General features: G+C 47.5%; 10 protein-coding genes and 1 pseudogene. 6 read left to right on the forward strand and 5 right to left on the reverse strand.

The window, feature by feature from the left end; genetic code table 11:
- Window positions 1-287: pseudogene (locus tag ACO6VE_RS19540) on the forward strand (IS1634 family transposase); the annotation flags it as partial.
- Window positions 288-554: 267 nt separating this feature from the next.
- Here the strand turns inward: ACO6VE_RS19540 and ACO6VE_RS19545 are convergent.
- Window positions 555-920, reverse strand: a complete 366-nt coding sequence (locus ACO6VE_RS19545) for a hypothetical protein (protein WP_422444588.1) — start codon at window positions 918-920, stop codon at window positions 555-557.
- Between the two features lie 769 nt (window positions 921-1,689).
- Window positions 1,690-2,400 (reverse strand): hypothetical protein, encoded by a 711-nt coding sequence (locus ACO6VE_RS19550; protein WP_422462977.1) that lies wholly within the window; start codon window positions 2,398-2,400, stop codon window positions 1,690-1,692.
- A 277-nt stretch (window positions 2,401-2,677) separates the two neighbouring features.
- Between ACO6VE_RS19550 and ACO6VE_RS19555 the strand changes: the two genes are divergently transcribed.
- Window positions 2,678-4,426 (forward strand): hypothetical protein, encoded by a 1,749-nt coding sequence (locus ACO6VE_RS19555; RefSeq protein WP_422462979.1) that lies wholly within the window; start codon window positions 2,678-2,680, stop codon window positions 4,424-4,426.
- Between the two features lie 50 nt (window positions 4,427-4,476).
- On the opposite strand, the gene ACO6VE_RS19560 is transcribed toward ACO6VE_RS19555, so the two are convergent.
- Window positions 4,477-5,541, reverse strand: a complete 1,065-nt coding sequence (locus tag ACO6VE_RS19560; RefSeq protein ID WP_422462981.1) for an OmpA family protein — start codon at window positions 5,539-5,541, stop codon at window positions 4,477-4,479.
- A 310-nt stretch (window positions 5,542-5,851) separates the two neighbouring features.
- Here ACO6VE_RS19560 and ACO6VE_RS19565 point away from each other — a divergent pair, with 310 nt between their 5' ends.
- The gene (locus ACO6VE_RS19565; RefSeq protein WP_422444596.1) at window positions 5,852-6,685 is read left to right on the forward strand and encodes a Cof-type HAD-IIB family hydrolase; all 834 of its coding nucleotides are present in this window, start codon (window positions 5,852-5,854) and stop codon (window positions 6,683-6,685) included.
- Here ACO6VE_RS19565 and ACO6VE_RS19570 read toward each other — a convergent pair.
- On the reverse strand, window positions 6,682-6,948 hold the full coding sequence (locus tag ACO6VE_RS19570) for a hypothetical protein (protein ID WP_422444598.1): 267 nt from the start codon (window positions 6,946-6,948) through the stop codon (window positions 6,682-6,684). The genes ACO6VE_RS19565 and ACO6VE_RS19570 overlap by 4 nt on opposite strands.
- 401 nt (window positions 6,949-7,349) lie before the next feature.
- Here ACO6VE_RS19570 and ACO6VE_RS19575 point away from each other — a divergent pair, with 401 nt between their 5' ends.
- Window positions 7,350-8,306 (forward strand): hypothetical protein, encoded by a 957-nt coding sequence (locus tag ACO6VE_RS19575; RefSeq protein ID WP_422444600.1) that lies wholly within the window; start codon window positions 7,350-7,352, stop codon window positions 8,304-8,306.
- A gap of 195 nt (window positions 8,307-8,501) precedes the next feature.
- Window positions 8,502-8,846, forward strand: a complete 345-nt coding sequence (locus ACO6VE_RS19580) for a hypothetical protein (RefSeq protein ID WP_422444602.1) — start codon at window positions 8,502-8,504, stop codon at window positions 8,844-8,846.
- Here ACO6VE_RS19580 and ACO6VE_RS19585 read toward each other — a convergent pair.
- On the reverse strand, window positions 8,817-9,047 hold the full coding sequence (locus ACO6VE_RS19585; RefSeq protein ID WP_422444604.1) for a hypothetical protein: 231 nt from the start codon (window positions 9,045-9,047) through the stop codon (window positions 8,817-8,819). The genes ACO6VE_RS19580 and ACO6VE_RS19585 overlap by 30 nt on opposite strands.
- 339 nt (window positions 9,048-9,386) lie before the next feature.
- Here ACO6VE_RS19585 and ACO6VE_RS19590 point away from each other — a divergent pair, with 339 nt between their 5' ends.
- Window positions 9,387-14,420, forward strand: a complete 5,034-nt coding sequence (locus ACO6VE_RS19590; protein WP_422444606.1) for a 5'-nucleotidase C-terminal domain-containing protein — start codon at window positions 9,387-9,389, stop codon at window positions 14,418-14,420.
- Window positions 14,421-14,464 lie beyond the last annotated feature (44 nt).

Below are 14,464 nucleotides of genomic sequence, written 5' to 3' on the forward strand. Positions count from 1 at the left end.
AAGCTGAGCGCATTGAAGCTCTGTTAATGGTGATGACACTGTGCCTGATGGTCTATGCTGCTATCCAGCACAAAATAAGGCACGAGCTGAAGAAACAGAGCCGAGTATTTCCAAACCAGAAAAAGAAGCCCTGCCAGAACCCAACGGCGAGATGGGTGTTTTTCTGTTTCCAGGGAATAAATGTCTTAACGGTCAATAATCAGGAGGAACATGTGGTCGGTTTGAAGGAAAGACAATGTACGATCATGCAGATTTTGGGCAATTTTTACGAGTCGGTGTATTCCTGATAGGGGTGGTGAAAGGCAGATAGATAATTAAAGCAGTGTAAAAAAACAGGCCTTCCAGATAGTTTGTATTTCAGAGTGATGGGGTTGATCAGATCTCTTTTGTTCGCCCTGTAATATGCTGATTTATAATAACTTTTCTTTTAGTGTGCACGAACTATTGTCAAAAAACGCGTCAGTGTGCACGATTTATTATCCCTTTACAAGATTGTATAGCCTTGCAGGATGCGGCGTTTAACTCAGTGAGATCGAGTTTATCAATTCCAACGTCTAAACATGGACTGTGCTGCCATTTCCAACGGCTGAATTTTTGCGAAGCTTCCTGTGGTACTCCCTGCTGCACTTCCTTACACGCTCTGCAAAAGCGGGATCATTCTGGCGGTGCTTTCTTCGGCTCTCCCTCCGGCGCTTCCTTTGGCCCTCCCTTAAGCGTTCTGCGAACTCGGGATCATTCCGGTAACGCTCCCTTTTGCGCTGATTTTGGCGCATGGTGTACATGGGGTCTTTGCGAAGCGCTCTCATGTACTCCCTTCGGCGCTTCCTGTGGCGCTCCAGGAAAACGGGATCTTTGCGACGCTCTCTCATGTACTCCCTTCGGCGCTCAGTGGTAACGGAGTCTCTGTGACATTGTTTCATGCACTCCCTTTTGCAAACCCTTTTGTGCTTAACTCTTGAAGCTTTATCATCAACAATTTCTTTTGCCAGGTTCGTTTGGTTATCACTTGTAGTTTGATTCAGGTTTAGCGGGTCAGCTGCAGTAATTGATGGTAAATCTTGTGGACTGGGGGATAGGACAGGAAGATTGGTTAACTGATCATCTGGACTTGAATGGCTGTCTGGTGTTGGTTCCCTGATCTCAGATTCACTCCCTGATAAGCGTATCTGCTGAATAAACGGAATATTTGGCGGTGTTGAGAATTTATCGGGGTCATTGCCAGAAGGCCAGGGAATATGTTCATCAAGAACTGATTGTGGTATTTCAGGAAGCACTGTGTCGACTGCATAGGAAAGTATTAGAGTTTCAATATCAAATTCATGCAATGAATGAAAAGAGTGAGGATTCTGTTGGTGTATGTCTGACTGAAGATGGTAAAAAGAGCAAGAAGTGCACAGGGGCTGAACAGACCTTCCCTGATAGGTTGAGGGTTGTTCCCTGGTAGCAAATTGATATCTTTGTTCTATTAAATCTAATGAGCCGAAATAAATATCGGTAAAAGCAAGATTGCATGAAGGTGAGCTATTAAAAATATCCATTGAGTTGTTAAATTATTGAATTGTTGAATTAAAGTTCAAGACTATTATTTCTTCTAAAAGTTCCTCTCCAACACAAACAATTCAATATGGAGATGACAAGTGCTTTCCGGGCACTTTGTCACCATTTGAAAGGCGACAGGTATAGCTGGCTCTACACCAACTGACACCAAGATGGCAGCGGAGGGCGTTTGGCAGTCACATATTTTTTATTTTTTTCCAACATGTTTTTCCAATATGGTACATCAGCCTTCAGCCAATTGCCTTCTTCATGGGAAGGGGTTCTCAGCTCAATGCCCACTGCGGCCATCGTATCAAGCTTCATGTGCCAGAGTTCGGGGTAGTGTCTTGCGGGTGCACAGATCCCGGTCCATGGATCAATAATGACGGCTTGATCATTCCAATCGTTAAAATTATCGGGGAACACGCCTTCTACACTGGGCTTCTGGTCCATTACCACAAAGCAATGACTATTCGGCCAGAGGGAGACACGGTAGTAAATCAGTGGACCGGGTTGTTGTGACAGAAAATAACAAACAAGATTGCTTTTTTCGCCACAGTTACCCGCCTTAACTTTTTTAACTTCTGGGATATATTCTTCGAAGTTGTATTTTTTTCTTTTCTGTCGTGATGCATGGATGATGTCATTGACCTCATCTGCATCAGGTAGGCTGGGTGTCCAGGGTTTTATAGCACTTAAATGACCAACCCCAATATTACCAGAGCCTAAAGATGTATGGACATTGGCAAAACGCAAAGCGGCTTGCGCAATGCTTGGTTGTTTGGGAGCTGCTCTGCTGGCCAGCTCATGAACGTGCCGGGATTGTACGAGGTTTTGGAGAGAAGCGGAACGCTGTAAGGGCATGGAAACGACTCCTGATTTTAGGGTATCTGCAAGAAACAGGCCCTAACACAATCGGACTTTCAAGCAGTAAGAATACTACCTATCACTATTAACCTTGGTTTTTTTGACTAGGAATGGCAGGTCAGGTCATAACAGTCTGCGCAGGATACAGACATAATCTGGCTACATGGCGCTCCTTGCTATGAGTTGACAGATCTTTCTGATAATTAAAACTGAAAGGTGAATCAGAGGGACCTGTTTGAAAACAAGTCATAGGAGCCAATAGAGGAGAGAAGCTGTGGATGCCAGCCGTGCCCATTCGGTAAATACGCCAGTTCCAGGTACCAGCGCTCAACCCAGGGAGCTGGAACCACCACCCGATGCCATTGTCCGGCGTCGATCTTGTCAACTATGCGGACAATTTATTGAGTCTCCTCCCTTTATGGTATCCCGTTGTTGCGAACACATGTACCACAATTGCTGCTCTCTCGCGACCAGGGATGTGCTTGGGTGCTCAGGCTGCCGGGCAACTTATGTCAATTTTTACCAGGATACGCAGTTTGCCGAAGAGGTAAAGAAATACGACTGGAGTCTTTTTCAATCAGCGACTCAAGTAGCTGCTGGTAAGCGTGCATCGACCGATTCTGTCATCGATCGCACCAGTGAAGAAACAGGATCACTGGTGGCGATGCCGGGTCCATCCGGGCTATCAGGGTCCCACACTCAGCAATATATTGATGCCGGAAGAGTTTCCCAACGGGAAACGTTTAAGAAAGCGCGATTGGATACTCAGGAAGCGGTGTCATTGCGGGCTGATTATTCTGTCAAACCAGCCATTCTCCCCTCAAATAACCTCGATCTGTACAGCATGGCCGGTACTTTTGCACGTCTTTTTGCCGAGCCCTTCATGCTGGAAGAGATGGAAGCTCTGGCAATGCAGAGTGGGTATCATTTTTTGACACAAATGATGGAGGCCGGTGTGGTGCCTGAATGGCAGGAAATATGCGATAGCAAAGGCCATCTTTGTGGCAAGCAGACGAACATTGACCAGCCTGATGAGACCAATGCGTTTTTTACCGCTATGCAGCATCACCTGGATCAGCTGGCACCGTCCCATCGGCTCTTTGTTACTTTCGTCTGTTCATTCCAGAATAAAATAACGGGTTTGCCACAACAGCTCTCACCAGTGTCACAAATTTTTCGTCACCCATCTGACAATCGTCTGATATGGCTAACTACTACCGATGAGTCAATAGCGAAACATCTCCATGGACACCTGATTTTTGGGGTTTTTGCCAGCGGTACCCAGCTAGTGAAATACCTTCGGTTTCTTATTCTGACCAGTGAAGCTGACCAGGTTATGTTTGTCCGATCGACCAATGAAGGAGAGTCGGATGCCGACGGTCTGGATAACATCAATATCAAGGAGTTTATTCAGCGTTTCCCCCCCAGGGGTATGGGCGTCGGTGGACAGTCAAAAAATTATCGGGGAATTCTTCTGGCCGCTGCCCAGAGCCTTGGCATGCAATGTATTCAAAAAGAGGATGCAAGCAAGGTTGTGCTGCTGGATAAACTGATTGACGGCAAATTTCGCAACGCTCAACTGACGGTCAAGGACCTGATGGCCCGTCTGAACGACCTTGATTATTTCCTGGAGCACGATGAAATCATCAGTTCCGGGCTGAAGCTTTCGCAAATGTCCGGCAGGAAAGAGACCCAGGCAGAAAATATTCGTCTGCAACGGCAAGTGGCCGATTGCGTGAAAAAGATGCATAGTTTACTGGCAACAACAGGCTATATTCAGATTCAGCTGGAACCTTGGGTATTCGCTTTATCTGATGAGATTCTGGTGCTGGCCTGTGATGACGACCAACTGTACCTGGTGAATATGAAAAGAAAATCGGTATCTGTCCAGTGTTCGTCCAGTATCGGTGATATCACTGATTTCTGTCAGGTGTTTATGAGCGGCTGCCATATCAGGGAGGCTTATATTACGCTTTTTCTGCCGAAGCAGACCAAAAACGCCAGCGCTCCTGGTGCGCAGTGATTGCTTGTGAGGCTGTCGGGTGCTATTCCCGAACAGCCTCTCAGATACTCTTAAGAACCAATCACTTCAGCAGTTACACGACGGTTTTGCTGACGGCCTTCGGCGGTATCGTTGCTGGCAACAGGTTTACTCTCACCCATACCCACCGCATCAATACGTCCTGCATCGACACCGTGCGTGTCGATCAGCTGTTGACGGATGATGTCGGCACGACGAACAGACAGCTGTTCATTGTAAGTCGCTTTGCCCTGTGCGTCGGTATGGCCTTCAATACGGATGCGAACGTCCGGGTAACGCTGCAGGAATTCACCCATTTTGGCGATCTGGTCAATGCCTTCCGGATTAATGGTTTCGGAGTCGAAATCAAAATTTACCAGCAGGTCAATGGCTGCCATTGGCTCACAGCCCGTCTGGTCAACGGCAATGCCTGCGGCGGTATTCGGGCACAGGTCGTCCTTGTCCAGTATGCCGTCGTTATCAGCATCAAGAACCGGAGCAGGTTCAACGCTGGCAACCACTTCTTCCTGAACCGGCTCAACCAAGGCAACAGGTTCTGCTGCCTTGGCGACACTGCCGAAAGTCCAGGTCAGGGCGACATTAGCCATGGCTTCTGTCTGGGCGTAATCCAGAGTTCGGACGGCACGGACATCACCACGGATGGCCAGGTTTGGAGTAAATGCCTTTCTCAAACCAAAACCGGCATTCATGCGGGTGTCGTCGTGTTCGGCACCCATCTCATAATCGGCTTCCAGTTCAGAAACACCGGCAACCACGTAAGGGGTCAGGGAACCGTCCCATGGGGTCAGGTCGTAGAATGCGTCCAGACGGAACTCTTTAAGATCTGCATCCGGGCCTGTCTTCTGCTCTGTAGAGTACTGAGAGTAGATGCCTTCAACACTGAAGCGGTCGTTAAGACGATAGCCAATACCGATTTCCGGTGCCAATGCGTTATCCAGGCCGCGATTGCTGTCCAGATCGTTCCAGGCACCACCGACAGTGAATGTCAGCCCTTTATCCACCACCTGTGATGCCATGTCACTGGCAATTACCGAACTGCTGAGGGTTGCGCCAATGGCAATGGCAATCAGTGAGCGTGCGAAACCTTGCACTTTCATAATGTCTTCTCCGTGTGTTGTGTGTCTTTAAGGGCGCATGCGCCAAAAGGGAGAGGAGGTTACGTGATTTTTGCGCTGGAATAAATACTGAGCCCTTATGTGTTTGTACTTGCACCCATAAAGGCCACTAAAGTCACAGGTAGTCCCTGCCCATGGCTCGATAAATCTGGATGGCAAAACCGGTTTCCACCAGGTTTGCGGTGTTAATGCTGCAATGCCCTGAAATCAGCGGTAATTTTCCCTATTTAAAGCCGGATCAGGCTGCTGTAGTTTGCGCTATATCATGCCAATTTTACCCACAGAGATAACAATGACAGGCTACAACGGAATTAAATTGATCGCTGTCGATATGGATGGCACGTTTCTGAATGATAACAAAACGTATAACCGTGAACGTTTTCTGGAGCAGTTCAAGACCCTGAAAGCCCGGGGCATTCGATTTGTCGTGGCCAGTGGCAACCAGTATTACAAGTTGCGCTCCTATTTTGAGGATATTGATGCTGGTGATATTGCCTATGTTGCAGAAAATGGCGGCTATGTACACGACGGGCAGCGGGAGCTGTTTGTTGCGGATATTGCCAGGGAAACCCTGGTCCGTGTCTACCCGTTTCTGGAAAGCCTGCAAGAGGTAACTGCCATTATCTGCGGCCGCAACAGTGCCTATGTTTTGCATACGGCTGATCCTGAAGAAGTAGCCAATGCCCGCAATCATTACCAGCGTCTTGAGCTGATACAAGGCTATCAGGATATCGACGACACAATTCTTAAAATTGCCATCAAAATGTCTCCAGCCAGACACGATACCGTATTGGCTGGGGCTAAAGAGACACTGGGGGATGTGCTGGTGTCAGTCACCAGTGGCCACGAGTGGATTGACCTGATCATTCCCGGTGTTCATAAGGCACATGGTATTCATCTGTTGCAGGAACAGTGGAACATTGCTGACCATGAAGTGGCTGCCTTTGGCGATAGTGGCAATGACCTGGAAATGCTGCAAAAGGCAGGTTTCAGTTTTGCCATGAATAATGCTAATGACACGGTCCGACAGCTTGCCCGTTATTCAGCTCCGGCCAATAATGAAGAGGGCGTTCTTGAGACCATCGACCATATTCTGAACAGTCATCTGCTCAGCCAGACAACTTAGCGCTTATCGGGTTCTTTGAGCGTTATATTTCCCACTGTCTTGTTGATCCTGAGTTTTCTGAATAATCGGTTCAAGTCCCCATATAGTGAATCATCACCCACCTCAACCATCTGGTTGCCATTGTAAGTGAAATATGGGGATGTACTCTCTTTCTTAACCGCTTTGATTTCACCCATTACTTTGTGCTTCGCAGGAGGTGGTGGGTCTTTATCTTCTTTTGGCGGACGTTGTTGATTCAGGGAGCCAAGCGTCTTTATATTCATGTTCCTTTAACACCTTATCACCAACCTCTAAGTTACCTGTAAACTTTAGACTGCGATTGTTGGAAAAAGTTCAAGTCCGGGCAGGCAGTGTGGGTCAACCTGATGGTTACTGAAATGGCAGTCACCGAAAGTGCTGAACACGGACTATTGTTAAGCCCTTGAAAACTCAATTTTCTGCTTTGGACCGGCTTCACAGGTATGCTTGATCATCTGGCATCGTATACTTTTTGCGGAACTAATGTCTCAAAAAAGGTACTAACTATCAGCAGTGGTGTGTTTTGTGAACTTCACAAGCCTTAAGAGCAGTAATAATTTTTGGTAGTGAAGCGATCAACACAGAATCAGTTTATTGCTTTAATTATCAACAAACTACAAGATAATAAATGACAAGGAGGTTAACAATGCTACGACCTGTATCAGATGCATTTATGGGGCACCTATCAAACGTTCCAACTGCCCTGGATCATTCCGGAGTAAGTGACGTTGTCACAGCACCTGTTGTTAAAATCGGTTATTTGGGTCACCAATTCGATCCATACGATAGGTTTTTGACTGATTATTCTATCCAAATTGTGACTACGCCAACGACATTGCCAGTAAATAACAGTGAATTACCATACAGTCCAACGTCATCAGATGCTGCTGGATTTAAACCTGACTCGGCGGGTGAATTGGATGAAGCTTTACGCGCATCCTATAAGAGCACGCAGAACCTGCTTGATCCAGATCATTTCCTGGAAACACCTCTAATACCGCTAGATGATAACACTCACTGCCTGGGACAGAATAACTGTGAAAATGGTTCAGATTCTGCGGAAGATACAATGGATTTATCTTCTGCTAAAAAGACATTACAGATGCCACCGGCAATAATGGATAATAATACAAACGCTGTAGTGGAGAGCAAACCTGTCCGTCAAACCCGTTCGTCTACTCGTTTAAAGTCCAAGAAACCCACTGTAGCCAAAGCTAAAAAATCTAAAGCTATGAAGCCACAGGTAAAAGGGATAGAAATTAACAATCAGTACTATAGTGTTAATAAAATTACTGGTATGAAGACTGAAAGATTCAATAATATTATTGAAGGAGAAAGTAATAAAGAGATTGCCCAGTTGGCAAAAAAAATTAGAGTCAGAGGTAGAAATACTATTTGTGCCAGAAATTCCAGAAAAAGAAAGTCAGATGAAATAGGCATACTTGAATTTCATGTCGATTTGCTGAAGCCTGCCAAAAAATGGCTTAAATCACGGAATGAAAAAATATCCATAGAGCTAAAGCATCTGAATAAAGATATTAAAGCTTTGCAAAAAAAATTAGTGAAAATTTATGGGAGCACTCCATACCTGAAAACCCTTTAGACGGGCATCAACACTGGTGTCCTGGTTTCGTGAAATAACTGAGTTTTTAGCCGCTGACAACGGGGCCAACACGTTTATAGATGAATGCACTGTCGACTTTCCTGTCCTGTTTTCCCAAAAGAGTGCTAATCTGCCGACTTATATTAAGTTATCTATTGATCTCACTACTTTACCGATTGATTAGACAGGTAAAAAATGAAGTTTATAAACCGTTGTGTCATAACCCTGAAGCCAAAAACAGCATTCATCGATTGGGTAACAAGCCTGGATGCCGAGCTACCTCAGACGTGGGACTTCGAAGGTGGTGCTTATCTGTTTGACGAGCATGAATCTGAAGAGAGTCTGTTGGATGGTGTCAGTGAAGAAGCGCACGCCATTCTGGAAAATGAGTTCTCTGTGTGGACCGAGGATGAAGACAAGTGGCCCGGGCCGAGAGACTTTGCCGCCCTGAAGCAACTGTTTACCCTGCATATTGCGGTTGCCGGTTTTGATCTGGGCAAGGAGCCCCTGCTAAGGGCTGATGTTGCTGATCTGCTCTGAAGGCAGATATCGTCTATTTTCAAACAACATCAGGGCAGGGCAATGACCGGTGGCTGTGCCGCACAACCACTGGCCTTCATACTCTTGAAGTATGCAGGTTACCCGCAAAAGTGCAGCAATGATTTTTTCACCGGTGATCTTATCCAGACAGGACGAGTCAGCATAGGCGGGGAGACAGACCAGAGATTGATCCAATGACATAGCTCTACATATGATTTGGCTGAGAGACACAGTTTTGACCAGGGAAATAAAGGCGCTTGGTCAGGGCTCACGCATGAGTATTCTCTTTCATGGAAAAAAGTCAAAATACTACTTTGTCTGGAAACGTCGGATAGAGAAACTTCAAGAGTCAGAACAATCGAAGCTTGAATAAAGCACCGGTTTTCAAAATGGTTGGGGTTTCATAAATCTTCATAAAAAAGACATCGCACTGACATATCTTTCATGCAATTTGTTCGGGTCTTACTCAAAATCATCCTTTCGTTGTTGTTCTTGCTGCTGTGAACAGAGAGGCTCACACACCTGAAAAGGACATTCGATATGCCTGCAAAGTCACCGGTTATTAATGAGTTTGTGTTTAATCACAGTGGGTTGGATACCAATGAATTTATTGAAGTGCTTGGCGATCCATTAACCGACTATTCCAATCTCTGGCTGATTAATGTAGAGGGTGATGTAAGTAGTTCTAATCACGGCAAGGTTGTCCAGGCATTCCAGCTGGGTACTACAAATGACAGTGGTTTCTGGACTATTCAAACCAGTAACCAGTTACAGAATGGATCGCAGACTTTATTGCTGGTGGATGGTTTTTCCGGTTCTGTCGGTCAAGTGTTTAGTGAGAGTCTGTATTCAGCGGAACTGGATTCTGTTGCCGTGTTGGATGATGTTGCTGACTCGGCATTCAGCAACACCGTGTTAGCCCCGGAATACGACGGTATAAGCTATACCGTTGGTGGTGCATCACGGGCAACTGATGGTTTGGATACTGATTCAGCCAATGATTTCGTTCGAAATGATTATTCAGGGGATGGCATTCTTTCTGGTGCTCCTGATGCCGAAGATGGTGAAGCTGTAAATACCCCCAATAAGCCCAATCAGGTGGTCGGAGATGGTCAACAGAATAGTCCGGTTCCGGTTAAAGCCATTTATGAAATACAGGGCGCTGGTCATACATCTGCGTTCGCTGGTCAGGTCGTCGCTACCGCAGGTATCGTAACAGCTTTAGAGAGTAATGGTTTTTATCTTCAGGGGCCGGAAGATGGTGATATTGCAACATCGGATGCTCTATTTGTTTTTACCGACTCGATGCCATCAGTGGCGGTTGGTGATGATATCTCCCTGGCGGGGACCGTCAGTGAATACACACGCGGAGGTAGCAGTTCCGGCAACCTCTCTATCACTCAATTAAGTAACATCAGTGAATTAACCGTCAACAGTGCTGGTAATGACTTACCCAATACCGTCGTTATTGGTGAAAATGGACGTCAACTTCCTACTGATAATGTGGACGATGATGCCTTAACCAGTTTTGACCCTGAAACCGACGGTATCGACTTCTTTGAAAGCCTTGAAGGCATGAGAGTTACCGTTAAAGATGCAGTTGCTGTTTCTCCCACCAATAAATACGGTGAGATTTTCACGGTTGCTGACCAGGGTAAGAATGCATCCGGTATGAATGATCGTGGTGGTATTGCACTGGGGCAGACTGACTTGAATCCAGAGCGGGTTCAGATTCAGCTTGATAGAGATCTACTGCCTGATGATTTTTCTGCCCGGGTGAATGTTGCTGATTCTCTGGGTGATGTGACCGGTGTTATGAGTTATGCCTATGGCAATTACGAAGTTAAGGCGACGGAAATATTCACCGTCACCGATGGTGGGCTTGATAAAGACATGACACAGCTGAAGGGCGAAGGTAATGAACTGACTGTTGCCAGTTACAACGTCAAGAATCTTGACGCTAATGACGACATCAGTCGTTTTAAAACCCTGGCCAGTCAGATTACTCAAAACCTCAGTTCACCGGATATCCTGGCTCTGCAGGAAATCCAGGATAATGACGGCGCTACAGACAGCGGTGACCCGTCAGCGGATATGACCTGGCAGAAGCTGATTGATGCCATCACCAATGCCGGAGGTCCTGTTTATGAGTATGTGCAGGTTGATCCTGAAAATAATGCTGACGGAGGTCAGCCTGGGGGCAACATTCGAGTCGGTTACCTCTATAATCCGGACAGAGTCGATTATGTAGCTCAGTCTGCTCATCGTCTTGATGCTCCGGCGTTTGCTGGAACCCGCAAACCGCTTCATGCCCAGTTCGAATTCAATGGCGAAACGGTTGATCTGGTTAATGTTCACTTGTCGTCTAAATACGGTAGCACCCCCATCTATGGAGTGGAGCAACCATTTGTCAACGCAGGTTACCAGGAGCGTATGGATCAGGCACAGGCAATCAATGATTATGTCGATACCCTGATGGTCAATGATCCGGATGCCAATGTCATGGTTCTGGGCGATTTCAACGCTTTCCAGTGGGAAGGTCCGGCGGATGTCATTGAAGGCCGGGGCGATGACAATGTCATGACCAACCTGATCGATGAGTTGGATGATGGGGCTGTCCATACCTATAACTTTCAGGGAAACGCTCAGGTTCTGGATCAAATTCTGGTGAGCAACAACCTGGCTGATTCCGCCGAAGTGGATATTGTGCACATCAATAGTGAGTTTGCTGATCAGGCCAGCGACCATGACCCGTTACTTGCCAAAGTCACCATTGGTGAGTCGGCAAATGAGGTCTATACCCTGCAGATTCTGCATGCTTCGGATCTTGAAGGTGGTGTTGAAGGCATTCCCCGGGCAGCTAACTTTGCCGCTATTGTGGATGCCCTTGAAGATACCCACAGCAATAGCATCACGTTATCTGCCGGTGATAACTTCCTGACCGGACCTTTCTTTTCGGCAGCGGAAGATCGTGGCGTCTTTCGGGATAATGGTGTGTTCAACGATTTCTATAACCAGTTGTTCCAGCTGACTGGCGATGAAATGTATGAAGGCCTTCGCGAAGGTGGCGGACGTGTTGATATTTCCATCATGAACGCCATTGGCTTTGATGCTGCTGCATTGGGTAATCATGAATTCGATATGGGTACTGCCATTCTTGGTGATTTGATGGTGCCTCAGTACAAAGGTGATGGACTGGGTGACGACCGCTGGGTCGGTACCCTGTTTCCTTACCTGAGTGCAAACCTCGATTTCAGCCAGGATGCCAGGCTGGCAGATCTGTACACCGACGACATTCTTCCTGCACAGAATTTTGCCACCGGTCCTGTTTCCTCTGCCAGCCAGCAATCAACTCCGAAGATTGCGCCTGCCACCATACTGGAAGAGGGTGGCCAAAAAATTGGTGTGGTCGGTGCCACCACACCATTGTTGGCGCAGATCTCTTCACCGGGAAACACGGCTGTCAAAGGGGATGCTGCTACAGATGATATGGCTGCTCTGGCCGATATACTGCAACCGGTCATTGATCAGTTGATGGATCAGGGCGTGAATAAAATCATCCTGGTTTCACACCTTCAGCAAATTGCCCTGGAAAAAGCACTTGTTCAGCATCTCAGTGGCGTAGATGTTGTGATCGCTGGAGGCTCCGACACATTGCAGGCGGATGAAACCGATGTGCTTAATGATGGCGATGTCGCCGCAGAAGATTATCCCTTCACCACGACCAATAAAGACGGTGATCCCGCTGTCATCGTCAGTACAGACGGTCAGTACAGCTATGTTGGCAGACTGGTTATTGATTTTGATGCAGATGGAAAGATCATTCTGGACGACAATGGCGATGCAACTGACGTCAACGAAAGTGGGGCCTTTGCAACCACCGATGAGCAGGTAAAACAACTTTGGGGTGAAGAGGATGCCTTTGCAGAAGGTACCCGGGGTGACCTGGTTAAGGATTTGACCTATGCCGTGCAGGACATAGTCAACGAGAAAGACAGCAATATTCTTGGCAAAACGGCTGTGTATCTTGAAGGTCGAAGAGAATCCGTCAGAACTGAAGAAACCAATATGGGGAATCTTACTGCAGATGCCAACCTTGCAGCCGCTCAGGGCTACGACAGCAGTGTAATGGTTTCTATCAAAAACGGCGGTGGTATTCGAGCTCCGATTGGTGCCATTGAACCGGATTCAGAAGGTGGTTACAGCGAGCAGCCGCCAGCGGCTAACCCATTGTCGGGTAAGCAGGCTGGTGAAATTTCACAGCTGGACGTTGAAAACGCTCTGAAATTCAACAACGGCCTGACGTTAATGACCCTGACAGCAGAACAGTTGCTGGCTGTTCTGGAGCATGGCGTGGCAGCATCCGGGCCTGGCACAACCCCGGGACAGTTTGCCCAGGTGAGTGGTATCAGTTTCAGTTTTGATGCCTCACTGGCCTCCGGTGAACGTATACGTTCGGCAGCACTGGTCAATGAGAATGGTGAGTTGTTGCAGACTCTGGTGGAAAACGGTGAGTTAGCCGTACCATCCGATATGGCCATTCGCATTGTGACCCTGAACTTCCTTGCTGGTGGTGGCGACGGCTATCCATTCCAGGCAGGAACCGATGTCGTACAACTGGGAGATGTGCTTACGGACAAAGGGCTTGCTGATTTTGCCGCTCCCGGTAGCGAGCAGGATGCACTGGCTGAGTATCTGCTGGCTCACTATTCTGACAACCCTTATCAGGGTGCTGAAACGAACCCTGCTGACGATACGCGGATTCAAAACCTGGCTGTTCGGCAGGATTCTGTACTGCAGGAGCAGACGACAGAACCTGTTGATTCCATCGACGATCATGGTGATGGGGAGCTGGTCGGTGGTAATGGGGATGACATCCTGAATGGTGCAGCGGGGGATGACTGGCTTGATGGCCAGGCAGGTAATGATCACTTAATCGGTGGTTACGGTGACGACCAGCTTTATGGTCGCGATGGTCATGACCGACTGCAGGGCGATCATGGCAATGACTGGCTCAATGGAGGTAAGGGCGCTGATGATTTGCAGGGTGGGGCGCACAATGACTTCCTGTTTGGTGGCGCTGGTAAGGACCGTCTGGACGGTGGTTTCGGCAATGATGAGCTGTATGGCGGCAAAGGCCATGACTACCTGAAAGGTGATCACGGTCACGATGTGCTGATGGGAGGTAACGGTAAGGACCAACTGCTTGGTGGCAGTCATAACGACTGGCTGGAAGGTGGCAATGGTGCCGATCGATTATCCGGCGGCAGTGGTCATGATTACCTGGCCGGTGGTTCTGGTAACGACTGGTTACTGGGCGGATCTGGTGGTGATCAGTTTGCCTTTGAAAATAATAGTGGTCACGATGTGATCCGGGATTTCGAAGCAGGCAGCGATACTATCCTGTTAAATGGTCTGGGTTTTGATTCTCTTGATGCGGTTCGGGATGCCTCAACCCAACAGGGCAGAAATCTTCTGGTGGATTTGGGCAGCAACAGCAGTCTTACCTTGATTGGTGTCAGCCTGGATCAACTGAATGATCACAATGTGCAGTGGGATGATCAGCTGGTGTAAACACTGCTGAGAAAACCTGAAAGGCCGGTGTTGATCACCGGCTT

The sequence above is a fragment of the Endozoicomonas sp. ALB115 genome, from assembly GCF_049310245.1.
Taxonomy (GTDB): Bacteria; Pseudomonadota; Gammaproteobacteria; order Pseudomonadales; family Endozoicomonadaceae; genus Endozoicomonas.

Bases quoted from the DNA above. Each gene is read 5' to 3' on its own strand.
- ACO6VE_RS19565 (WP_422444596.1), top strand. From the start codon at position 5,852: ATGACAGGCTACAACGGAATTAAATTGATCGCTGTCGATATGGATGGC.
- ACO6VE_RS19570 (WP_422444598.1), bottom strand. From the start codon at position 6,948: ATGAATATAAAGACGCTTGGCTCCCTGAATCAACAACGTCCGCCAAAA.
- ACO6VE_RS19560 (WP_422462981.1), bottom strand. From the start codon at position 5,541: ATGAAAGTGCAAGGTTTCGCACGCTCACTGATTGCCATTGCCATTGGC.
- ACO6VE_RS19545 (WP_422444588.1), bottom strand. From the start codon at position 920: ATGAAACAATGTCACAGAGACTCCGTTACCACTGAGCGCCGAAGGGAG.
- ACO6VE_RS19550 (WP_422462977.1), bottom strand. From the start codon at position 2,400: ATGCCCTTACAGCGTTCCGCTTCTCTCCAAAACCTCGTACAATCCCGG.
- ACO6VE_RS19590 (WP_422444606.1), top strand. From the start codon at position 9,387: ATGCCTGCAAAGTCACCGGTTATTAATGAGTTTGTGTTTAATCACAGT.
- ACO6VE_RS19575 (WP_422444600.1), top strand. From the start codon at position 7,350: ATGCTACGACCTGTATCAGATGCATTTATGGGGCACCTATCAAACGTT.
- ACO6VE_RS19580 (WP_422444602.1), top strand. From the start codon at position 8,502: ATGAAGTTTATAAACCGTTGTGTCATAACCCTGAAGCCAAAAACAGCA.
- ACO6VE_RS19585 (WP_422444604.1), bottom strand. From the start codon at position 9,047: ATGTCATTGGATCAATCTCTGGTCTGTCTCCCCGCCTATGCTGACTCG.